General features: G+C 44.3%; 17 protein-coding genes and 1 pseudogene. 9 read left to right on the plus strand and 9 right to left on the minus strand.

What is annotated here, in order from left to right:
• Window positions 1-120: 120 nt before the first annotated feature.
• Window positions 121-432, minus strand: coding sequence for a transposase (locus tag DKT75_RS05240; RefSeq protein WP_109821425.1), 312 nt, complete (start codon window positions 430-432; stop codon window positions 121-123).
• A gap of 118 nt (window positions 433-550) precedes the next feature.
• Here DKT75_RS05240 and DKT75_RS05245 point away from each other — a divergent pair, with 118 nt between their 5' ends.
• Window positions 551-2,194, plus strand: coding sequence for a S8 family peptidase (locus DKT75_RS05245; RefSeq protein ID WP_342767321.1), 1,644 nt, complete (start codon window positions 551-553; stop codon window positions 2,192-2,194).
• Window positions 2,195-2,252: 58 nt separating this feature from the next.
• Here the strand turns inward: DKT75_RS05245 and DKT75_RS05250 are convergent, their stop codons facing one another.
• Entirely contained in the window at window positions 2,253-3,446 is a 1,194-nt protein-coding gene (locus DKT75_RS05250) for a Fic family protein (RefSeq protein WP_211665182.1), read from the minus strand.
• Window positions 3,447-3,698: 252 nt separating this feature from the next.
• Here DKT75_RS05250 and DKT75_RS05255 point away from each other — a divergent pair.
• Window positions 3,699-3,959, plus strand: a pseudogene (locus tag DKT75_RS05255) (IS30 family transposase); the annotation flags it as partial.
• A 33-nt stretch (window positions 3,960-3,992) separates the two neighbouring features.
• Here DKT75_RS05255 and DKT75_RS05260 read toward each other — a convergent pair.
• The 4 genes from DKT75_RS05260 to DKT75_RS05270 all read right to left on the minus strand — a co-directional run bounded on the left by DKT75_RS05260 (window position 3,993) and on the right by DKT75_RS05270 (window position 6,485).
• A complete protein-coding gene (locus DKT75_RS05260; protein ID WP_109822383.1) occupies window positions 3,993-4,742 on the minus strand; it encodes a Fic family protein in 750 nt (249 codons plus the stop codon).
• Between the two features lie 159 nt (window positions 4,743-4,901).
• A complete protein-coding gene (locus tag DKT75_RS22185; protein WP_245923089.1) occupies window positions 4,902-5,627 on the minus strand; it encodes a type II toxin-antitoxin system HipA family toxin in 726 nt (241 codons plus the stop codon).
• 72 nt (window positions 5,628-5,699) lie between these two features.
• Window positions 5,700-6,158: a HipA N-terminal domain-containing protein gene (locus tag DKT75_RS22190; RefSeq protein ID WP_245923091.1), complete on the minus strand. Its 459-nt coding sequence runs from the start codon at window positions 6,156-6,158 to the stop codon at window positions 5,700-5,702.
• Window positions 6,159-6,485 carry a helix-turn-helix domain-containing protein gene (locus DKT75_RS05270; protein ID WP_245923093.1) on the minus strand — a complete coding sequence of 109 codons (327 nt, stop codon included), beginning with the start codon at window positions 6,483-6,485 and terminating at the stop codon, window positions 6,159-6,161. It lies immediately after the preceding gene.
• 392 nt (window positions 6,486-6,877) lie between these two features.
• On the opposite strand from DKT75_RS05270, the gene DKT75_RS05275 reads away from it, so the two are divergent.
• The 5 genes from DKT75_RS05275 (at window position 6,878) to DKT75_RS05295 (ending at window position 10,878) form a co-directional block, all read left to right on the plus strand.
• A complete protein-coding gene (locus DKT75_RS05275; RefSeq protein WP_109822385.1) occupies window positions 6,878-7,651 on the plus strand; it encodes a class I SAM-dependent methyltransferase in 774 nt (257 codons plus the stop codon).
• A gap of 36 nt (window positions 7,652-7,687) precedes the next feature.
• Window positions 7,688-8,461 (plus strand): class I SAM-dependent methyltransferase, encoded by a 774-nt coding sequence (locus DKT75_RS05280; protein ID WP_109822386.1) that lies wholly within the window; start codon window positions 7,688-7,690, stop codon window positions 8,459-8,461.
• 160 nt (window positions 8,462-8,621) lie between these two features.
• Window positions 8,622-9,269: a class I SAM-dependent methyltransferase gene (locus DKT75_RS05285; RefSeq protein WP_109822387.1), complete on the plus strand. Its 648-nt coding sequence runs from the start codon at window positions 8,622-8,624 to the stop codon at window positions 9,267-9,269.
• A gap of 28 nt (window positions 9,270-9,297) precedes the next feature.
• Complete coding sequence (locus DKT75_RS05290) at window positions 9,298-10,071, plus strand: class I SAM-dependent methyltransferase (RefSeq protein ID WP_109822388.1); 774 nt, start codon at window positions 9,298-9,300, stop codon at window positions 10,069-10,071.
• Between the two features lie 33 nt (window positions 10,072-10,104).
• Window positions 10,105-10,878: a class I SAM-dependent methyltransferase gene (locus DKT75_RS05295; RefSeq protein WP_109822389.1), complete on the plus strand. Its 774-nt coding sequence runs from the start codon at window positions 10,105-10,107 to the stop codon at window positions 10,876-10,878.
• 3 nt (window positions 10,879-10,881) lie between these two features.
• On the opposite strand, the gene DKT75_RS05300 is transcribed toward DKT75_RS05295, so the two are convergent.
• Window positions 10,882-11,748 (minus strand): NAD(P)-dependent oxidoreductase, encoded by an 867-nt coding sequence (locus tag DKT75_RS05300; protein WP_109822390.1) that lies wholly within the window; start codon window positions 11,746-11,748, stop codon window positions 10,882-10,884.
• A gap of 137 nt (window positions 11,749-11,885) precedes the next feature.
• Between DKT75_RS05300 and DKT75_RS05305 the strand changes: the two genes are divergently transcribed.
• A complete protein-coding gene (locus tag DKT75_RS05305; protein WP_109822391.1) occupies window positions 11,886-13,226 on the plus strand; it encodes an aminotransferase-like domain-containing protein in 1,341 nt (446 codons plus the stop codon).
• Window positions 13,227-13,387: 161 nt separating this feature from the next.
• Window positions 13,388-15,436: a PhoX family protein gene (locus tag DKT75_RS05310; protein ID WP_109822392.1), complete on the plus strand. Its 2,049-nt coding sequence runs from the start codon at window positions 13,388-13,390 to the stop codon at window positions 15,434-15,436.
• A 270-nt stretch (window positions 15,437-15,706) separates the two neighbouring features.
• Here the strand turns inward: DKT75_RS05310 and DKT75_RS05315 are convergent, their stop codons facing one another.
• Complete coding sequence (locus DKT75_RS05315) at window positions 15,707-16,240, minus strand: NADPH-dependent FMN reductase (RefSeq protein WP_170310656.1); 534 nt, start codon at window positions 16,238-16,240, stop codon at window positions 15,707-15,709.
• A gap of 45 nt (window positions 16,241-16,285) precedes the next feature.
• The gene (locus tag DKT75_RS05320) at window positions 16,286-17,443 is read right to left on the minus strand and encodes a hypothetical protein (RefSeq protein WP_109822393.1); all 1,158 of its coding nucleotides are present in this window, start codon (window positions 17,441-17,443) and stop codon (window positions 16,286-16,288) included.
• Between the last annotated feature and the right edge of the window lie 29 nt (window positions 17,444-17,472).

Raw genomic sequence — 17,472 nt, forward strand, 5'->3', positions numbered from 1 at the left:
GTTTAAGGCGTTGTGGTGAAACAGTTTTAGATGGTTTGCACCAGTAACGGTAACTACTTCGGTTGACCGCCAATACTCGACATAAACGGCTGACACTGTGGCTCTCTTGCTGCTGACGGATCAGCGCAAACCTTTGATTGAGTCCTGCATCAAGAGAGCTGAAGCCTTTTTTAGGATGTCGTTATCGCCTTCCAACCGTTTGATTTTACGTTCAAGCTCACGAATTTTAAGTTGATCAGAGGTCAGTGGTGCAGCGCTAGAAAGCTGACCGTTACGCGCTTGTTTAAGCTGTCTTGCCCATTTATCGACCGTCGATTTTCCTAATCCTAAACTCTCTGAGACGTCCTTAACATTGCGCCCTTTATCGACGACCTCTTGAGCAACTTCAAGGCGGAACTCGGGTGAGTAGGTTGGTCTGGTTCGTTTTGTCATATTTACACCTGCTTAGTTAAAGTGAGTTTATCACCTCTAATCAGGTGGCCAAATTTAGTGTGCCACTACATCTACCGGCTATACCACAAACGATGTAGCTGAGGATGCAATACTTGCTCTGCTTGATGGTGTTCCAGTTGCACAGCACCCTTTATTATCCCGTCACCTGATAGTTGATGATATTTTCGGTCTTGAACCTACAACGACTGTAACTAACAGACGCCATGGTACAGCTATGGCATCGCTGCTCATTCATGGTGATCGAAATAATCATGAAGCAGCTCTACCCAGAAAAATACATACTGTTCCTGTATTAGGAGAAAACGATGAATTTCCAGAACATGAACTAATTGTAGATATTGTTTATCGTGCGGTTTACTCAATGCTAGATGGAGAAGAACCATCGGCTCCTAATGTCACAATCATCAACCTTTCATTAGGCAATAAATATCGCCCTTTTCATGGACAGCTTTCACCTTGGGCTCGTCTGATAGACAGTCTCTCCTATAAATATGGCATTCTATTTTTAGTAAGTGCAGGTAACATTACCGATAGCTTTCCACTAGCAGGCTTCACTACACGAATTGGTTTTGAAGATGCTGACGATAATGAAAAAATTAATAACACCATTACAGCCATCGATACCGTCAAGGCCGAGAGAAAATTACTTTCTCCCGCAGAAACAGTCAATGGGCTAACCATTGGGGCTATAAACAAAGATTGGGTTCCTGATTTACAGCGGAGAAGCGCATCTATAAATATAAACCCATACCCAAACATAGAGATGATAAATCCTTCTAGTGCTTTAGGCCCTGGGTTTGCAAACTCAGTAAAACCTGAGCTTATATTCCCAGGCTCTCGTGAAAGCCTAAGTGTCATAAACAGTTCAGGTAACGAGCCGATAATCGTTGTCCCTTCAGGACTCCCAACAAGAGCAGCAGGACTTAAAGTTGCATCACCTCCAACCGGAGGTGATGAAGCATTTGAGGGATTTACAAACGGAACAAGTGCAGCCACTGCACTTGCATCTAGAACAGCACATAGAATTCACGACGCTCTAGAAAGTGAATATGGTGTCGAATTTCTCAATCTACCAAAAAAACACAAAGCAGTATTACTTAAAGCACTACTAGTACACCCAGCCTCATGGCCAGAGGAGACAGCATCAATTATTAAAAGCATAATTGGTCCAGCTAATGGAAGACAACACGTAAAGCAAAAAGACAATATAAGGCGTTTCCTTGGGTATGGAACTCACGATCTTGATACGGCGGTTGCGTGTGCAAGCGACCGAGCTACGTTTTGGGCTGTTGGTGAGCTAGGGACAGATCAATCTGTATTGGTATCAGTGCCAATTCCTGTAGCAATAGCAAATAAACAGCAATATCATTCTATTTCTTCTACTCTTGCATGGATGACACCAACAAATAACGGCAGCCAACGTTATCGCTCAGTTCGCTTAAAGTTAATTGCTCCTGACAATATCCAAGATCTTGGAGTACAACCCAGTAAAACCCAACCAGATAATAATCAAATACATAGAGGAACAGTAGCCACAAGGCGTTGGGAAGGAGAAGGAAGCGCTATTGTAGGGAATCAAGAAACACTCGCATTCAAAGTTGAAAGGCAGCCTGACTCAGGAGCACGAGTAGACGACAATGCGATTTTCGCAGTAGCAATTACAATATCGATGCCTGGTATTAATGAGATATATAGTCAAGTCAGAGATATTATAAGACAACAAACACAACAGCGTATTTAAGACACTCAAATGTTGCTCACTAAGTTTTATTCTTTCTAAACTAATTCGAGCAACATTTTTATTGTTCTGGAAACAGCCCCGGCATCCACCGCCCCGCCAAACTAGCAGGAAAATTAAGCAACAACGGCGCACGAGTAGACTCAGAAACCAGCACACTTTTTTCCAGCAAAACAGAAGTCACGCGCCTAGCATGACGGTCGCTTGTGCCCAAAACACCTGCAACTTCCCCACGTAGCAGCTCCCCTCGATACAGCACAGATTCTAATACTAAATTAGACTTTAACGGTAAACGGTCAGCTTGTATTTCCTCCTCTGTCCACACTAGTATTCGATCACGAAGCCCTTTTGGGTTTACCAAGGTTTCCATGAAGTCGACTTGATCAATACACGTTTTCAAAAAGAATATTGCGAAGTTTACTAAAGCCTTTTCACTCAGATTTCCTCGGCCATCTCGTTCACTTTGTCGTGGTAAATCACATTGCGCGAGTAAGCTTTTATATTCTGCTTCATTCCTTGCTAATCCACGTGCGACGGACCAAATACCGCCAGTATCTAGTGCATCTCGTAGCATGGCATAAGACATTAAGCGCGCTACTCTACCGTTACCATCAAGGAAAGGGTGCATCCATAACAAGCGATGGTGTGCAGAGGCAGCAGACACTATTGCATCAACTCGACCAAGGTTTTTATAGGACTTTTCAAAACGCGCCATAAAACGAGGAAGCGCACCTGAGCTTATCGCAATGTGTTTTCCCACGATCACATCACGTTGGCGATATTCCCCCGCGATTAGTTGCTCTTGCTTGTCGCCATCAGGAGATGAGACCCAGAGTAACTCGTCTGGTAAACGCTCACAGAAACGACGGTGAGTTTCCAGTACGCCCTCAGCTGTGGCTGCTTTCTCTTTTAAACCATCGTTATCAATCCACTCTTGAACGGCAATGTGTGCTTTAGCTTCAAGCTGTAAATCGCGCTGTTTCGCATCAGAGCTATAGTCTTCGTTGAGCGCACGTTCTATATCAATTGGGTGAGTGTCATGGCCTTCTATGAGATTACTGTAGTAGCAGTTCATCGCACGAACTAAGTCTGACAAGGCTCTGACCACGCCACTAGGCAAACTATTCCGAAGTGCTGTTGATTTAGCGGTAAGCTCTAGCGCAAGGTCTGCGAGTTCTGAGCGGGCACTCGATGATTCTGAAACCAAAAGCGGCTCCATTATACTAATATGTTCGTTTCTATCTTCTGCTGCCATGTCCGCTATTATGTCCGCTTTATTTCACAAGTTACTTAAACGATAACATATTAATAATATTCAATTTATTTTATTTTAAAACTATCTAATAGAAGCATCTATGTCCGCTTTAATGTCCGCTTAAAAACATACTTGCTATAGCTACGATACCAACATCCTAAAACCTACCATTTTTTGATAACGTAGTTAGCACTTCACCAAACCTAAATATACCGATGGCCACTCATCTGATGTGCGTACTTCGTTTTAGCATCAAAAGAATTGAATATTGATATTTACTTTGCTGACCCGCATTCACCTTGGCAGAGGGGTAGCAATGAGAACACTAATGGCTTGCTCAGGCAGTATTTACCAAAAGGCACTGATTTATCCGTTCACAGCCAAATAGTTTTAAATGATATTGCTTGGCTGCTCAATACAAGACCTCGTAAACGACATGGTTGGCGATCATCTCAAGAACTGATGGATGAAATAACGACTACCCATTTAAACTCTCTTGCACTTGAAAGTTGAGTCTAAGCACCCGCCCCTGCACTCAAGAAAAATTCAGGCTTCAACCAACCTCAAACGCTGACTTAGCGCCTCAACAACCTGCGCAGCAACTAACTGATGAAAATCTGCTTTATCTTCCTCAACATTGCACTTTTCTAGCGCATCGTAATAAGCAAGCCGCGCTTCATTATCACCATGAAAAATCGCTAACGGGAAGCCATGTTGCATCAAAACCAAGTTCATCACCAAGCGAGCCGTTCGCCCATTTCCATCAACAAATGGGTGGATCGTTACTAACCTTTCGTGCATCTCTGCCGCTAAAATGACGGGGTGTAATTGCTCTCGTTGCTCTTGATAAAACAGGAAGTAATCTTCCATGAGCTTTTCCACCTGCCACGGTTGCGGTGGAACATGACGACTACCACTGATGGTCACTGGAATATCACGGTAACGACCTGCATATTGCTTATCAATACTACGTAAAATAAGGCCGTGTAAACTCAATAGAGCGAATTGATTAAAAGGCTCTTTTCCTTGTACCCAATCACGAACAAACTCCACTGCCTCATAATGATTGATCGCCTCTAAGTGCTCTACTAACGGCTTACCACCAATCGTTAAGCCCTTATGAATAACCAAGTCAGTCTCGCGCAATGTAAGCGTATTACCTTCTATACGGTTACTTTCATAGGTGTACTCGACGTTGATAGCTCGACGAATCGATTCATTATCCCACTCGCGGAAATGCTGTAGACGCGCAAGCTTGTCATCGGCTTGTTTTAACAGAGATTGAAGTGTAGACATTCGGCGACCTTTTGATCATTGCTTACTGAGTAAAGTATACCAGTAATCATACTTTTCGGTTGGTAGCTGCTACCACTGTTTGCTTCGCTATTTGAGTTAGACACTCACTCAGCTGATCATCTATATCGATATTAAAATTCATCATGGCACCTTCTGTAGTCAAGTAGCATCAGAGAAGGCAGGCTTCATTCTTTCCTGCTCCGCTCGACTAATTCCAATGGCTTCAGCTTTTTCACGCCAGTGACCAACACTTGTAGTCACTTCGTTAATAATTTCATTAGCTCGATTTTGGCTTATCCTAAAATAGCTAATCACTTCCAGCGCCAACTCAAAGTCCAAACGGTTATCTAACTCAGTAATATTCAGGTGCAAACCGTATGAGGGAGTAACAGGGTTAAGGTCATAAGCTGGGGAAAGTCTCCAGCCTTGCTTATCAAGCATAAAACCATGATTTCTCAAGTGGTCATCAGTATTAGACACTGCAATATTAAATACTATGCGTCGCCACAGTTGCTCAAGGTCAGCGGCTGTTTGTGAGCCATGTTGTGTAAGAAATTCGGCTAGCTCTAGGTAACTCGCTTCATAGTCACCGTCGTAATAACGCAGCTGCGTCATGGCAGAGCTAAAGTGGAAACGCTTTGCATCCTGTCTATCGAAACGCTTGGTAATAAACGTGTGATAAGGACTATTAAAGCGCTGAATTCTGGACTCGGCCATTTCAATGCCAGCATCCAACGCCAACTGATAAACAACGTACTCCCACGCGCCAATATCGTGGTCATCATAACGGCTTGGAAACTTGGCAATCCATAGCGATTGGTCATCATCAATTACACAGGCTTTAGGACGTGCGCCGCCCAATGACGAACCCGGGGAGATCAGCATAAATAACCATTTGAGATAATCAGGATTATCCGCCTGCTGATCATCTTCAACTTTCGACGCTGCGTACTCCAGCTATCGCAGTGAACTCATTGGCGGTGCTGCTAGCTTGTTATTGTTATCTAGAAACACACCATCTAACTCCTGCTTGAAACGAAGCCCGCCCATACGGTATTCATCATGCACGCCCAGCAAGTAGTCTGTCTCGGTTAGTAACTTAGCGCGTCGACCATCTATCCTCGCTAAAGCGGCTTCACGACGTTTCATGAGCAACCTACCCCAGCGGTCAGGACATGAGTCTAAGAACACACGGAAATTACTTTCATCGCTAAACTGTCTTTCCTCATATAACTGAAGGTCAGGGTCAATAGGCAAAGCAAAGGGTGAACTCAACCACTCAGGCGCATAGCTAAAACTAAAAAGTTCTTTGTTGCGGATGACATTGGAGGTCAGCGTTCCGACAAGTTGCGGCTCTTCAGAGTCAGTCCCATCGGGTAGTGACCAGTCAGCGAATACATAGATAGTCTTTTCCATTTATGTCGTACCCTTCCCTGACAGGAGCTTTGCATCTTGTAACTTACGCCCCAAATCATCATCTAAAGCAACATCGGCAAGGTCTCCCGCTAGCCCTAGCACTGCTAGAACACTCAAGTAGTGACCGATCGAAACAGTTGGGTCACCATTCTCTATTTTGCGCAGGGTAACGCTGCTTATACCAGTACGCTGACTCGTTAGCTGTTGAGTTAACTTACGCCTCTTTCGCGCTAGTTTTATGTTTTCACCTAATACGCTCAATACTTGCTGCTGTTTAGGGAAAACAACTGCCTGACGGCGCTCGGTACTATTTTTTAAAATAGACACTATAGTTTGCTTTTTCATTAATAATACAAAATATAGTGTGCTTTTTGTAAGTTTAAGTCAAATTTAAGAAGTTGTTGATAAACAAATATCAGCAATACATAAACAACTTTCTAAAAAGGAGGTTTCTTCTTTTTTTATATTTTTTAAAAAATAAGGTATTTAATATCAAATACTTAATTAGTTTTAATCAAAATTCATGTCCGCTTTAATGTCCGGTTCTAATAACTCCTAACAACAGCCTCCATATCATAACAATTACATTAATAACAAGACATAAATAAGTTAATAGTAAGATTTTAACGCGTGTAATCCTTAACTTTTAGCAGTAGCATACTTAAATAAATTTTTGTGCGAAATAACTACAAAGTTTCAAAAAAAGGAGTGCTATTAGAATGACTGACATCAAAAACTGCGATGCAGCCCAGCAACACTTCGTGGAGTCTTGGGATCAACAGACACGCGCCATCTGGCCTGTGACTTATCCCGAGTCACTATCGCATGAGTTAAAAAAGCTAAACGTAAGCACTATTCTCGACACCTGTGGTGGTACGGGTTTTCCATCGATTGAGCTAAAGCAAATGGGCTGGGACATCACCTACTCTGACGGCTGGGACACGATGTTAGGTTTCTTCAGCAAGCGCCTTGATGAAACAAAGTTGGATATCCCAATGTATCTGACACGCTGGGAAAACTTATCTAGCAACATTCCCAACACCTACGACGCACTGCTATGCGCAGGTAACTCGTTTGTCGGCATCAATACTTATGATCACAACACGCCGATCAACGCTAATGCGGCTAGAACCAATATGGTATTGGCGGTGAAAGAGTTTCATCAGATGTTAAATACAGGCGGTGTTTTGTATATAGACCTTTTCAAGGAGAAATACGCATTCCCTGAGCAGCCCTATACCCGCGTCATCACAACCGATACTCACCGCATTTTTACCAACGTCAGTTATGACCCTGTTCGAGATACGCTCGCTAGCTTTACTACTAGAAGCTCGCTGTTAGATGGTTCGGAGACGGACACGATTCTTAAAGTAACACCGATGCTTGCCGAAGACTTGATTGAAGTTTTATTGGAAGCAGGCTTTGCTCGTGTTGAACGCTCTACGGTCGATGATGCTGAGTACGTGGATAGCTTTTTTGCGTTTAAAGACTAACTACTTCGCGTCAAATTAACGATAAGGATATAAGCAATGACAGACATCAAAACCTCTAAAGAAGCAGTCAAAAACTTTGCAGAGGCATGGGATCAGGAAGTACGCAGCCTATGGCCTGAAAGCTACCCAAATGAGCTTTCCAATATGCTCAAAGATTATGGTGTAAAGACTATTTTAGATTGCGCAGGTGGGACTGGTTACCCATCAATTGAGCTCAAACAGATGGGGTGGGACATCACTTATTCTGATGGCTCCAGCGTTATGCTAGGCATTTTTACTGAAAAGCTTGAAGCAACACAGTTAGGCATACCAAAGTACCACTCTCGGTGGGAGGAGTTATCACAAAAGGTACCCGATACCTATGATGCACTAATGTGCATAGGAAACTCATTCATTGGTATCAACTCTTATGAAAGTGTATTTGCCATTTCTGATGAGACGGTTAAAGCAAACATGCTTAGTGCTGTGAGTGAGTTTTATAAGAAGCTAAATAATGGCGGCATACTCTATATAGACCTTATGAACGCGAATAGCTCGGCTCCAGATCAGCCCTATTCACAGGTATTAACAACCGAAACCGACCATATATTTACAACCATCAGTTACGACCCTGTCACGAATATACGAACGAATTTCAAATCTAAAACATCTTTAATTGATGGGTCTGTAACTGATGCAGTCACCAAACTTGTACCACTATTCACAGAAGAGTTAATTAATCTGCTCCTTGAAGCAGGTTTCTCTCGCGTTGAACGCTCAACCGTCGATGATGCTGACTACGTGGATAGCTTTTTTGCGTTTAAAGACTGACCTCTCACCTATATAAACAATAAGGAAATTAGCTATAACCGATATTAAAAACGCCAAGGACGGTGTAAGAAATTTTGCAGAAGCATGGGATCAAGAAGTACGTGAAGCATGGCCAAAAAGCTACCCAAGCGAAATTTCAGACGTACTCAAAAAGTACAATGTGAAGACTATTTTGGATTGTGCAGGTGGTACAGGTTATCCATCGATTGAGCTGAAACAATTGGGTTGGGACATAACTTATTCTGACGGTTCTAGCGCTATGCTAGATATCTTCACTGAAAAACTTGAAGCTTCGAAATTAGACATGCCAAAGTATTTCTCACGCTGGGAAGACCTGTCACAGAAAGTACCTAATACCTATGATGCGCTTATGTGTGCTGGAAACTCATTCATTGGCATCAACTCTTATGAAAGTGATTTTGCCATCGCTGATGAAGTGGTTAAAACGAACATGCTCAGCGCTGTTAGTGAGTTTTACAACAAGCTAAATACGGGTGGCGTACTTTATATCGACCTTTGCAAAGCGGACAGAGCAGCGCCAGAGAAACCTTACTCCGAAAGTATCACCGACGATAACGCCCATATATTCAGAACGATTAGTTATGACTCTGTAACTAATATTCGAACTAACCTCACGACAACAACATTATTAAGTGACGGTTCAGCCACAGACACCATCACAAAAGTTGTGCCGCTGTTTGCAGAGGAGTTAATTAACTTACTCCTTGAAGTAGGCTTCTCTCGCGTTGAACGCTCTACTGTAGCTGACGCTGATTACGTCGATAGCTTTTTTGCGTTTAAAGACTAACTCCAATTCCCCACAAGAGAGAAATACTATGTCAGATATCAAGAGCGTTAAAAGGTCCGATGAAAACAAGGCTAAGTCTTGGGATCAAGAAGTCCGAAGCTTATGGCCTGAAAGCTACCCGGAGTCACTTTCAAACGCATTTAAAAAGTTTGGTGTTTCTAGCATCTTAGATGCTGCTGGAGGAACGGGTTACCCTTCGCTAATACTCAAAGACATGGGCTGGGATATTTCATACTCTGATGCTTCATTGGTCATGATGGACTTCTTCAAGCAACAAGCTGATGTTCAGCACCTAACGATTCCAATGTATCAATCAAGATGGGAAACGTTATCTCAAAACATTCCCCACACCTACGACGCACTCATGTGTGCAGGCAACTCAATCACCAATATCAATTCATATGATAATGAGTACCCCCTGATAGCTGATTCAATAAAAGCTCAAACACAGCTCGCAGCTAATGAGTTTTATAAAATGCTCAATACTGGCGGTGTGTTGTATATCGACCTCTATAATAAAGAGTGCTCAAGGCCTGATAAGCCCTACAGTGTCACAACGACCAATGACACACACCGAATATTTCGAACCATCAGCTATGATCCAGTTCGTAACATTCGTACTAACTTAACAACTACCTCATCGCTCACCGATAACTCTGAAGTGGACGACATATCTAAGACTATCCCTATTCTTCCAGAAGATTTAATTGAGTTTCTGTTAGCTGCTGGCTTCTCACGTGTTGAGCGAGCGACGACTGATGATGCTGACTTCGTGGATAGCTTTTTTGCGTTTAAAGACTGACCTCAACCTAACGACTAAGAGAGAACTTTAACTATGTCAGATGTCAAAACCTCTAAAGACTCTATGAAGAGCTTTGCTGAAACATGGGACCAACAAGTACGTCACCTGTGGCCAGAAGCGTACCCAGAGTCACTGTCCAACGAACTGAAGAAACTCAACGTTAGCAGCATCTTGGACTGCGCAGGTGGTACGGGCTACCCTGCCATTGAGCTTAAACAAATGGGATGGGATATCAGCTACTCAGATGGTTCTGAACTACTTAACACGTTCTTCAAAAATCGTATTGAAACACTCCACCTAGATATCCCAACCTACCAATCGCGCTGGGAAAATCTAACTCAGAACATACCAAAAACCTACGATGCGCTAATGTGTTCAGGTAACTCATTTATTTCCATCAACTCTTATGATAATGACGCCTCTTTCACAAAAACTGTCGTAAAACAAAACATGCAGCAGGCAGTGAATGAGTTTTATAAAATGCTAAACGCCAATGGTGTTTTATATATCGACATGTTCAACGAAAGTTATGCCTTTCCTAAGCAGCCTTTTAGCATTAGTTCAGAGAGTGACACGCACCGTATATTCACCACTGTTAACTACGACTCGGTTCGGAACGCCCGTACCACTCTTACTACAACCTCCTCACTCCACGATGACTCAGAAGAACACATGATTACTAAATTAACGCCCATTCATACAGAGGAGTTGATTGAGTTTCTTAAAGAGGCAGGTTTTTCAAGGGTAGAGTTCGCCGCAACTGACGATGCTGATTATGTTGACAGCTTCTTCGCATTCAAAGACTAACCATCAACAAGCCTTAATCAAAACCGAAGTATCCATACGCCCTAACCCTTGCGATTGAAGCTGCTCATAATCAGCATCAACTTCAGTCGTGAGGGGTAGCGTCCAACCATGCTTCTTCGCCTCATCCAAACAAATACCAAGATCTTTACGCATCCAGTCAATCGCAAAGCCAAAGTCGAACTTCCCTTCTGACATAGTCACCGCGCGGTTTTCCATCTGCCACGAGCCAGCCGCGCCATGCTTCAGCACATCAACCACTTGCTCCACATCCAACGCAGACTTATCCGCCAACGTCAGCGCTTCACTTAGCCCTTTCAACACTCCCGCGATACAGATTTGATTAACCATTTTGCAACGCTGCCCTTGGCCATGTGTGCCCAGCAAAGTCGTTTTCTTCGCATAGCTATTTAACATAGGTGCTAGGCGCTCAAACACAGCAGCTTCACCACCACACATAACCGTCAACGCTGCGTTTTCCGCACCTGCTTGCCCGCCTGAAACTGGTGCATCCATAAAGTGAATGCCTTGTTTTTCACAGGCTGCGGCTAGCTCTTCCGCCAAATCCGCAGAGGTGGTGGTGTGGTCGATTAGTATCGCGCCTGCTTTCATGCCCGCAAGCACGCCATCGTCACCGTAAACCACGCTGCGAACGTCGTTGTCATTTCCCACGCATAGCGCCACCACATCGGCATTTTGAGCCACTAGCTTTGGCGTGCTTGAGGCATTGCCTTTGTACTTTGTCACCCAGTCTTGGGCTTTAAAGGCGGTACGGTTATACACATCAACATTAAAACCCGCTTGAGAAAGGTGCCCCGCCATTGGAGAACCCATCACACCTAAACCGACAAACGCTATATTTTGTAATTCCATCGTTGTTCTCCTAGAGGACGTTAAAGTATTTGATATAAGTTAATCTAAATAATTGACCTATGTCAATATGTATTTTCATTTCCATCACAAACCGATTAAACTAAGTCAATATTTAAAATGCCATACCCAGAGAGTCCATGAGCGATACGAAATTTAGCAACATAGCGCAGATCATCGAGCAACGAATTGATAAGGGTGACTACCCTGTTAACGCCAAACTCCCAACACATCGTGTGCTTGCTAGCGAGTTAGACACCACACCTGCGACGGTTGCCAAGGCTTATAAACTGCTGTCAGACAAAGGCAGGCTGGAGTCGTTTGTCGGTCGTGGTAGTTTTGTGCGAAGCCAATCAGATTTAAACCAAGTGATTCAAGCACCAAAAGACGAAGATGATTTTAACTTTTCGATCCTACAACCGTGCCTCTATAAAAACGTCAATGCGCTGCAAAACGCCTACCAAGTTGCTGGTGAAAGACTGACCTCAGAACTCATTGGTTACACCGAGCACTCCGGGCATGAAGCGCACCGTCAAGCAGGTGTGACTTGGGCGAAACGCTATGGTTTAGAAGGCGGTGACACCTGTAATACGGTGTTAACCAATGGTGCTCAACACGCGCTGTCATTACTGATCAATGCGCTGACAAAACCGGGGGATACCATTGCAGTAGAAGCATTGACCTACCCCGGCATTTTAGCCATTGCCAGCTTGTCTGGGCGCAATGTGGTTGGCATACCGATGGACGAGTCTGGCGCATCACCTGAGGCGCTTCGTTCGGTTATCACAGAGCATCAGCCCAAGCTGGTTGTGTTGATTCCTTCGCACCAAAACCCGACGGGTATCACTATGCCTGAGGCGCGTCGCAGAGAAATCGCGGCAGTCATTAAGCAGGAAGATATTTGGCTTGTCGAAGATGATATTTACGGCTTTTTAAATGAGGCGGCTATTCCTGCGATCAGCAACTTTGTGCCTGAAAAAGCGTTTCATATTTCGGCACTGTCAAAAGCGATTAGCCCTGCGATGCGCTGTGGGTATATCAAAGCACCAGCGGATAAGGTTGCTTTATTAAATGCGCATATTCGTGCCAATATTTGGCTGTCATCACCCATCAATAATATCGCAGGGACTCACCTGATTGAGTCGGGAAAAGCGTTTGAAATAGCAGATATGCAACGTGAAACGGCTAGTGAGCGACAGCGTTTAGCTCGTAGTATTTTAACGTCTATTAGTTGTGACGCTGAGGGCTATCATTTGTGGCTTCCGTTGCCTAAGCACTGGACGACTGAGCACTTTGTGATGGCGGCTAAAAACCGTGGGTTGATTGTGAGTAGTGGTAGTTATTTTGAGGTATCAGGTAACGAGGAGAATCATATTCGCCTGTCACTGATGTCGATTGCTACTGAGGAGCGGTTAGCGCAAGGCTTAGGGGAGTTAAAAGCACTGCTGGAATCGGATATGGATACGCTATTTCCTTTTTAGCCAAATTATTTAATTTCAGGATAGTGTACAAAATCCATCCTAATTCCATAAAAACATCATATAGCCGTCATATAACTGTCACAGTTTCAAAATATCCTACGCCCCGATAACAGATACCCAACCAAGTCATTCGGGCTTAAAAAAAATTAGGAGATTGAACTGTGAGTAAGGCAACTTTTGATCCAACGCGCTTTAACAAAAGCAACAACGAAACCTTTGCAGAAGTACTAGAAAAAGAAGTATCACGCCGTTCTATGTTGAAGTTTGGCGGCGGCATGGCTGCACTCAGCATGATGGCTGGTTTCGGTCTAGCGGGTTGTGACAGTGACAGCAAAGACACAGCAACTGTTGCTGATATCGATAAAGTAGCTGATGTAAGCCTAGGCTTTCAGTCTATTGCTGGCTCTAAGCTTGACGCAGTAGCAATTCCAGCAGGTTATGTTGCACGTATTCTAGCGCCTTGGGGAACGCCACTAAACAGTGACGCTGACGCTTGGAAAAACGACGGTACAAACAGCGCAACAGACCAAGATAACGCGGTTGGTATGCACCACGACGGTATGCGTTTTTTCTCGCTAAATGACAGCAGCACTGAAGGTCTACTTTGTATTAACCATGAGTACATCGACCAAAATGCCCTTCACCCAACAGGCGCGTCGTTTGATGATGCTGGCCTACGCAGCAGTGTTGAAGAAGTGCGTAAAGAGATCAATGCTCACGGTGTGACAGTTGTTCACGTTGAGTTAGTCGCAGGTGTTTGGCAGGTTGTTGATAACGCGGCTCAAAACCGTCGTTTTACAGCTGCAACAGAAATGGATATTGCTGGCCCACTAAAAGGTCATGAGTCGCTAGTCACTGCATACGCGCCGAATGGCGATGTTGCGCGTGGTACTTTGAACAACTGCGGTAACGGTGACACACCTTGGGGCACTTACCTAACGTGTGAAGAGAACTGGCCTGGTTACTTCACAAACTCTGACACACTGACAACAGCTGATGCACGTATTGGTATCTCGACGCGTGGCACACGTTACAGCTGGGAAGATGTTGCAGGTGATGAGAGTGAAGTGGACAGCGAGTTCGCACGTTATGACACAACAGCAACAGGCGATACTGCTGCTGATGATTACCGTAACGAAGCGAATGGTCACGGTTATATCGTTGAAATCGATCCTTACGATGAGTTAACTAAAGCAGTTAAGCGTACTGCGCTTGGTCGTTTCAGACATGAAGGCTGTGCATACGGCAAGCTAACCGCTGGCAAGCCAATCATCTTCTACTCTGGCCACGACTCTCGTTTTGAGTACATTTATAAGTTTGTGTCGACAGCAATGTGGGATGCAGCAGACGCAAATGCAACTGACCGTCTAGCAGTCGGCGCTAAGTACATGGACGAAGGTACGCTTTATGTAGCTAAGTTCTCTGAAGGTGGCGTTGGTGAGTGGTTGCCTTTGACACTAACAGGCGCAACAACAGATGGCGGCACACTAGCGGATACATTCGCAACACAAGCTGAGATCATTTTGAATACCGCTGGTGCAGCTGACTTGGTCGGTGCTACGCCGATGGACCGTCCTGAGTGGACTGCGGTTGACCCAATCACAGGTGTTGTTTACCTAACGTTGACAAACAACACTCGCCGTACAGAAGAGGAAGGCACTAACCCTGCTAATCCACGTCTAAATAACAGCTTCGGTCACATCATTCGCTGGGAAGAGTCTGACGATCAGACAAGCTTTGAGTGGGACATCTTTGTATTCGGTTCAGATGATGAGGGTGACGCTGAAACTAACCTTTCTGGTCTTGATGAGCTAAACCAGTTTGCTAGCCCTGACGGTCTTGCGTTTGACTCTCGCGGTATCCTTTGGGTACAGACGGACAACGGCGCGGATGAAGTTGAAGAGTACACAAACGACCAGATGCTTGCAGTTATCCCTTCACAACTACGTGACGATAATGGCGACATGGAAGTCATCAATGCTGATAACCAGACTGAGCTACGCCGTTTCTTCGTAGGGCCAAATGGTTGTGAGGTAACGGGTTTATCATTCACACCTGACCACAAGCATTGCTTCCTAAACATTCAGCATCCTGAGAACTGGCCTTACAGCCTTGATGCAACTGAGGAAACACCAGCAGGCGTATCTGTTCGCCCACGTGCTTCAACAGTAGTTATCTCACGTGTTGATGGTGGCGATATTGGTGTTTAAGCCGGTAGCCTACTAATAAAAAAGTTATAAAAAAGTGCGTCATTAAGCCCTACAGTCTTTTAGATTGTGGGGCTTTTTAGTTTATCCGTCATTTGAATCCCATTTTCACCACCTCACGTATTACAATAAAGAGAAAACAAATTAGCGTTTGCTCACAAGTTGATTATTAGTCCAAACAAAAGTCTGCTGAAAGGCCAAGAAAGCTTTGAAGGAGAAGTGCTTCACTTTGGACAAGGGCGTTTTCCTGACTGGCTGGCAGTGCGGGATTATTTAGAGTTTTGGCGCTATCGCTAAATAAAACTCATTTAGGCCATGTCGTATAACCGTCGACATTTCAGGATGCTCTACAACCCCTTGAGCATCTAACTCCGTGCCCAACAACGGTATCGAGACAGACGCTTTTTCAATAACTCGACCTGACATCGTCGTCACAACTTCTCTCAATGCATCTTGTGCATGCCTAGCTCTTGGGGATGTATTAATAAGCATGATGGGTATCTCAGGAAACTCACTGCCACTCACCAGCCAATCCAGTGCATTTTTCAATGGACCACTAATACCGTGTGCATACTCAGGGCTTGATATAACCAACCCATCAGCCGCTTCAAGCGCTAACTTCAACGTAGCCAACGCGGGTATATTTTCACCTTCTCGATCAGGGTTAAATAAAGGCAACTCACTTATACTTCCGATTGTGACCTCGACATGATCAGGCGCTAATATCTTCAATGCCTTAACCGCTGTCGTGTTATGCGATAACCGACGCAAGCTTCCTGAGAGTGCTAATAATTTCATATTTTCCATCAGTGGTTTTCGTCTAATTCTATTTCCATGTTAGAACCAGCGTTATCAATCCAAACCCAACATCCCCTCCATAAAGTCTTGCTTGTATCGCTCAACCCCTTGCATATTAACTTTGTATTTCTCACCATCAAACATCTTCGCAATCTTAGCTTTTTCCTCAGTCACTGTCCCCACACGATAAGACGTCACCAACCTCAACGCACGAGGCATCAAATCAGGTAGCGTCACATACTGCGCCCCCGGAGGCCCATCTCTCCCCGGCAAACTCCGCTTCTCACCTAACCTGCCCTTAAAGGTATAAAAAGCATCCGCCGTCGGCAGAAACTTCAATGTGTATTCCTGCTCTTGTTGGCCATGAGTAATATCCCACCCCGCCATCATCGGCTTGTTTTCGCCCGTCTTTAAAAACGCCAGATTATCTTTACCTGCAAATGAAACACTGGGGTGTTCAACCAACTCAGTGGAGTGCAGGTAAAGCTCATTTGACTGCATCGCTACATCAACGCTGATGCGGCTGTCTTGCGGTAGCGGAATGCTTGATTTTTGATTAGTTTTGGCACGATTATCTAATAACCATGTGGTTTGATAATTATGCTGCTGTAACATCACCGCAACGGGTTTATTCTCATAAAGCGTCACTGTCATTCCTACATAATGATCCAACTGATGCCAGTCAGCATTATCCCCAGCGATGCCCATTAAAGCCCGTTGCCACGTCGGTAAACCTTTGAGCAAACCACTGTTGGTAAACGGTATATTGTAGCTAAGAAACGTCAGCGGATATTGCTGTTGCTTGTACTCAAGCGTGCCGTAATCCACTCGACCATAAACCGTCGGTGAGACATTTGTTGTCTGTGTGGTATGACGAAACTCAGCGGTAAAGCTATCTTTGTATTGGTTTAACAACTCGGGAGTCACAGCTTTGCTAATGAGTTTATCGTCGTTATACAACGCGCCATTGGCGATGTAATCATCATAAAAATCAATAAAACGAGTCTGACCTTCGGCTAGAAAAACACGCGGTCTATATTGTTTTAATAGGCCTTGTTCGCTGACGGTGGGTAACGCGTCAGACGGTTTGTTCTTTTCCAAATACGAGTCAAAGCCAGGAAACTCACTGAATAATGTTTCTTTCTGGCTGCAAGCACTGACAAAAACACAAAGGATTGAAACAAATGAAAACTGTAAAAGCGTGCGTGTCATACGCCCTCTCTTTATTGGTGTGTACCTCA

This window comes from Leucothrix arctica (assembly GCF_003172895.1).
GTDB lineage: Bacteria > Pseudomonadota > Gammaproteobacteria > Thiotrichales > Thiotrichaceae > Leucothrix > Leucothrix arctica.

Excerpts from the sequence above, each read along its gene's own strand:
- DKT75_RS05240 (WP_109821425.1), bottom strand. The coding sequence starts at position 432 with ATGACAAAACGAACCAGACCAACCTACTCACCCGAGTTCCGCCTTGAA.
- DKT75_RS05250 (WP_211665182.1), bottom strand. The coding sequence starts at position 3,446 with ATGGCAGCAGAAGATAGAAACGAACATATTAGTATAATGGAGCCGCTT.
- DKT75_RS05260 (WP_109822383.1), bottom strand. The coding sequence starts at position 4,742 with ATGTCTACACTTCAATCTCTGTTAAAACAAGCCGATGACAAGCTTGCG.
- DKT75_RS22185 (WP_245923089.1), bottom strand. The coding sequence starts at position 5,627 with ATGCTGATCTCCCCGGGTTCGTCATTGGGCGGCGCACGTCCTAAAGCC.
- DKT75_RS22190 (WP_245923091.1), bottom strand. The coding sequence starts at position 6,158 with ATGGAAAAGACTATCTATGTATTCGCTGACTGGTCACTACCCGATGGG.
- DKT75_RS05275 (WP_109822385.1), top strand. The coding sequence starts at position 6,878 with ATGACTGACATCAAAAACTGCGATGCAGCCCAGCAACACTTCGTGGAG.
- DKT75_RS05280 (WP_109822386.1), top strand. The coding sequence starts at position 7,688 with ATGACAGACATCAAAACCTCTAAAGAAGCAGTCAAAAACTTTGCAGAG.
- DKT75_RS05290 (WP_109822388.1), top strand. The coding sequence starts at position 9,298 with ATGTCAGATATCAAGAGCGTTAAAAGGTCCGATGAAAACAAGGCTAAG.
- DKT75_RS05295 (WP_109822389.1), top strand. The coding sequence starts at position 10,105 with ATGTCAGATGTCAAAACCTCTAAAGACTCTATGAAGAGCTTTGCTGAA.
- DKT75_RS05300 (WP_109822390.1), bottom strand. The coding sequence starts at position 11,748 with ATGGAATTACAAAATATAGCGTTTGTCGGTTTAGGTGTGATGGGTTCT.
- DKT75_RS05305 (WP_109822391.1), top strand. The coding sequence starts at position 11,886 with ATGAGCGATACGAAATTTAGCAACATAGCGCAGATCATCGAGCAACGA.
- DKT75_RS05315 (WP_170310656.1), bottom strand. The coding sequence starts at position 16,240 with ATGGAAAATATGAAATTATTAGCACTCTCAGGAAGCTTGCGTCGGTTA.
- DKT75_RS05320 (WP_109822393.1), bottom strand. The coding sequence starts at position 17,443 with ATGACACGCACGCTTTTACAGTTTTCATTTGTTTCAATCCTTTGTGTT.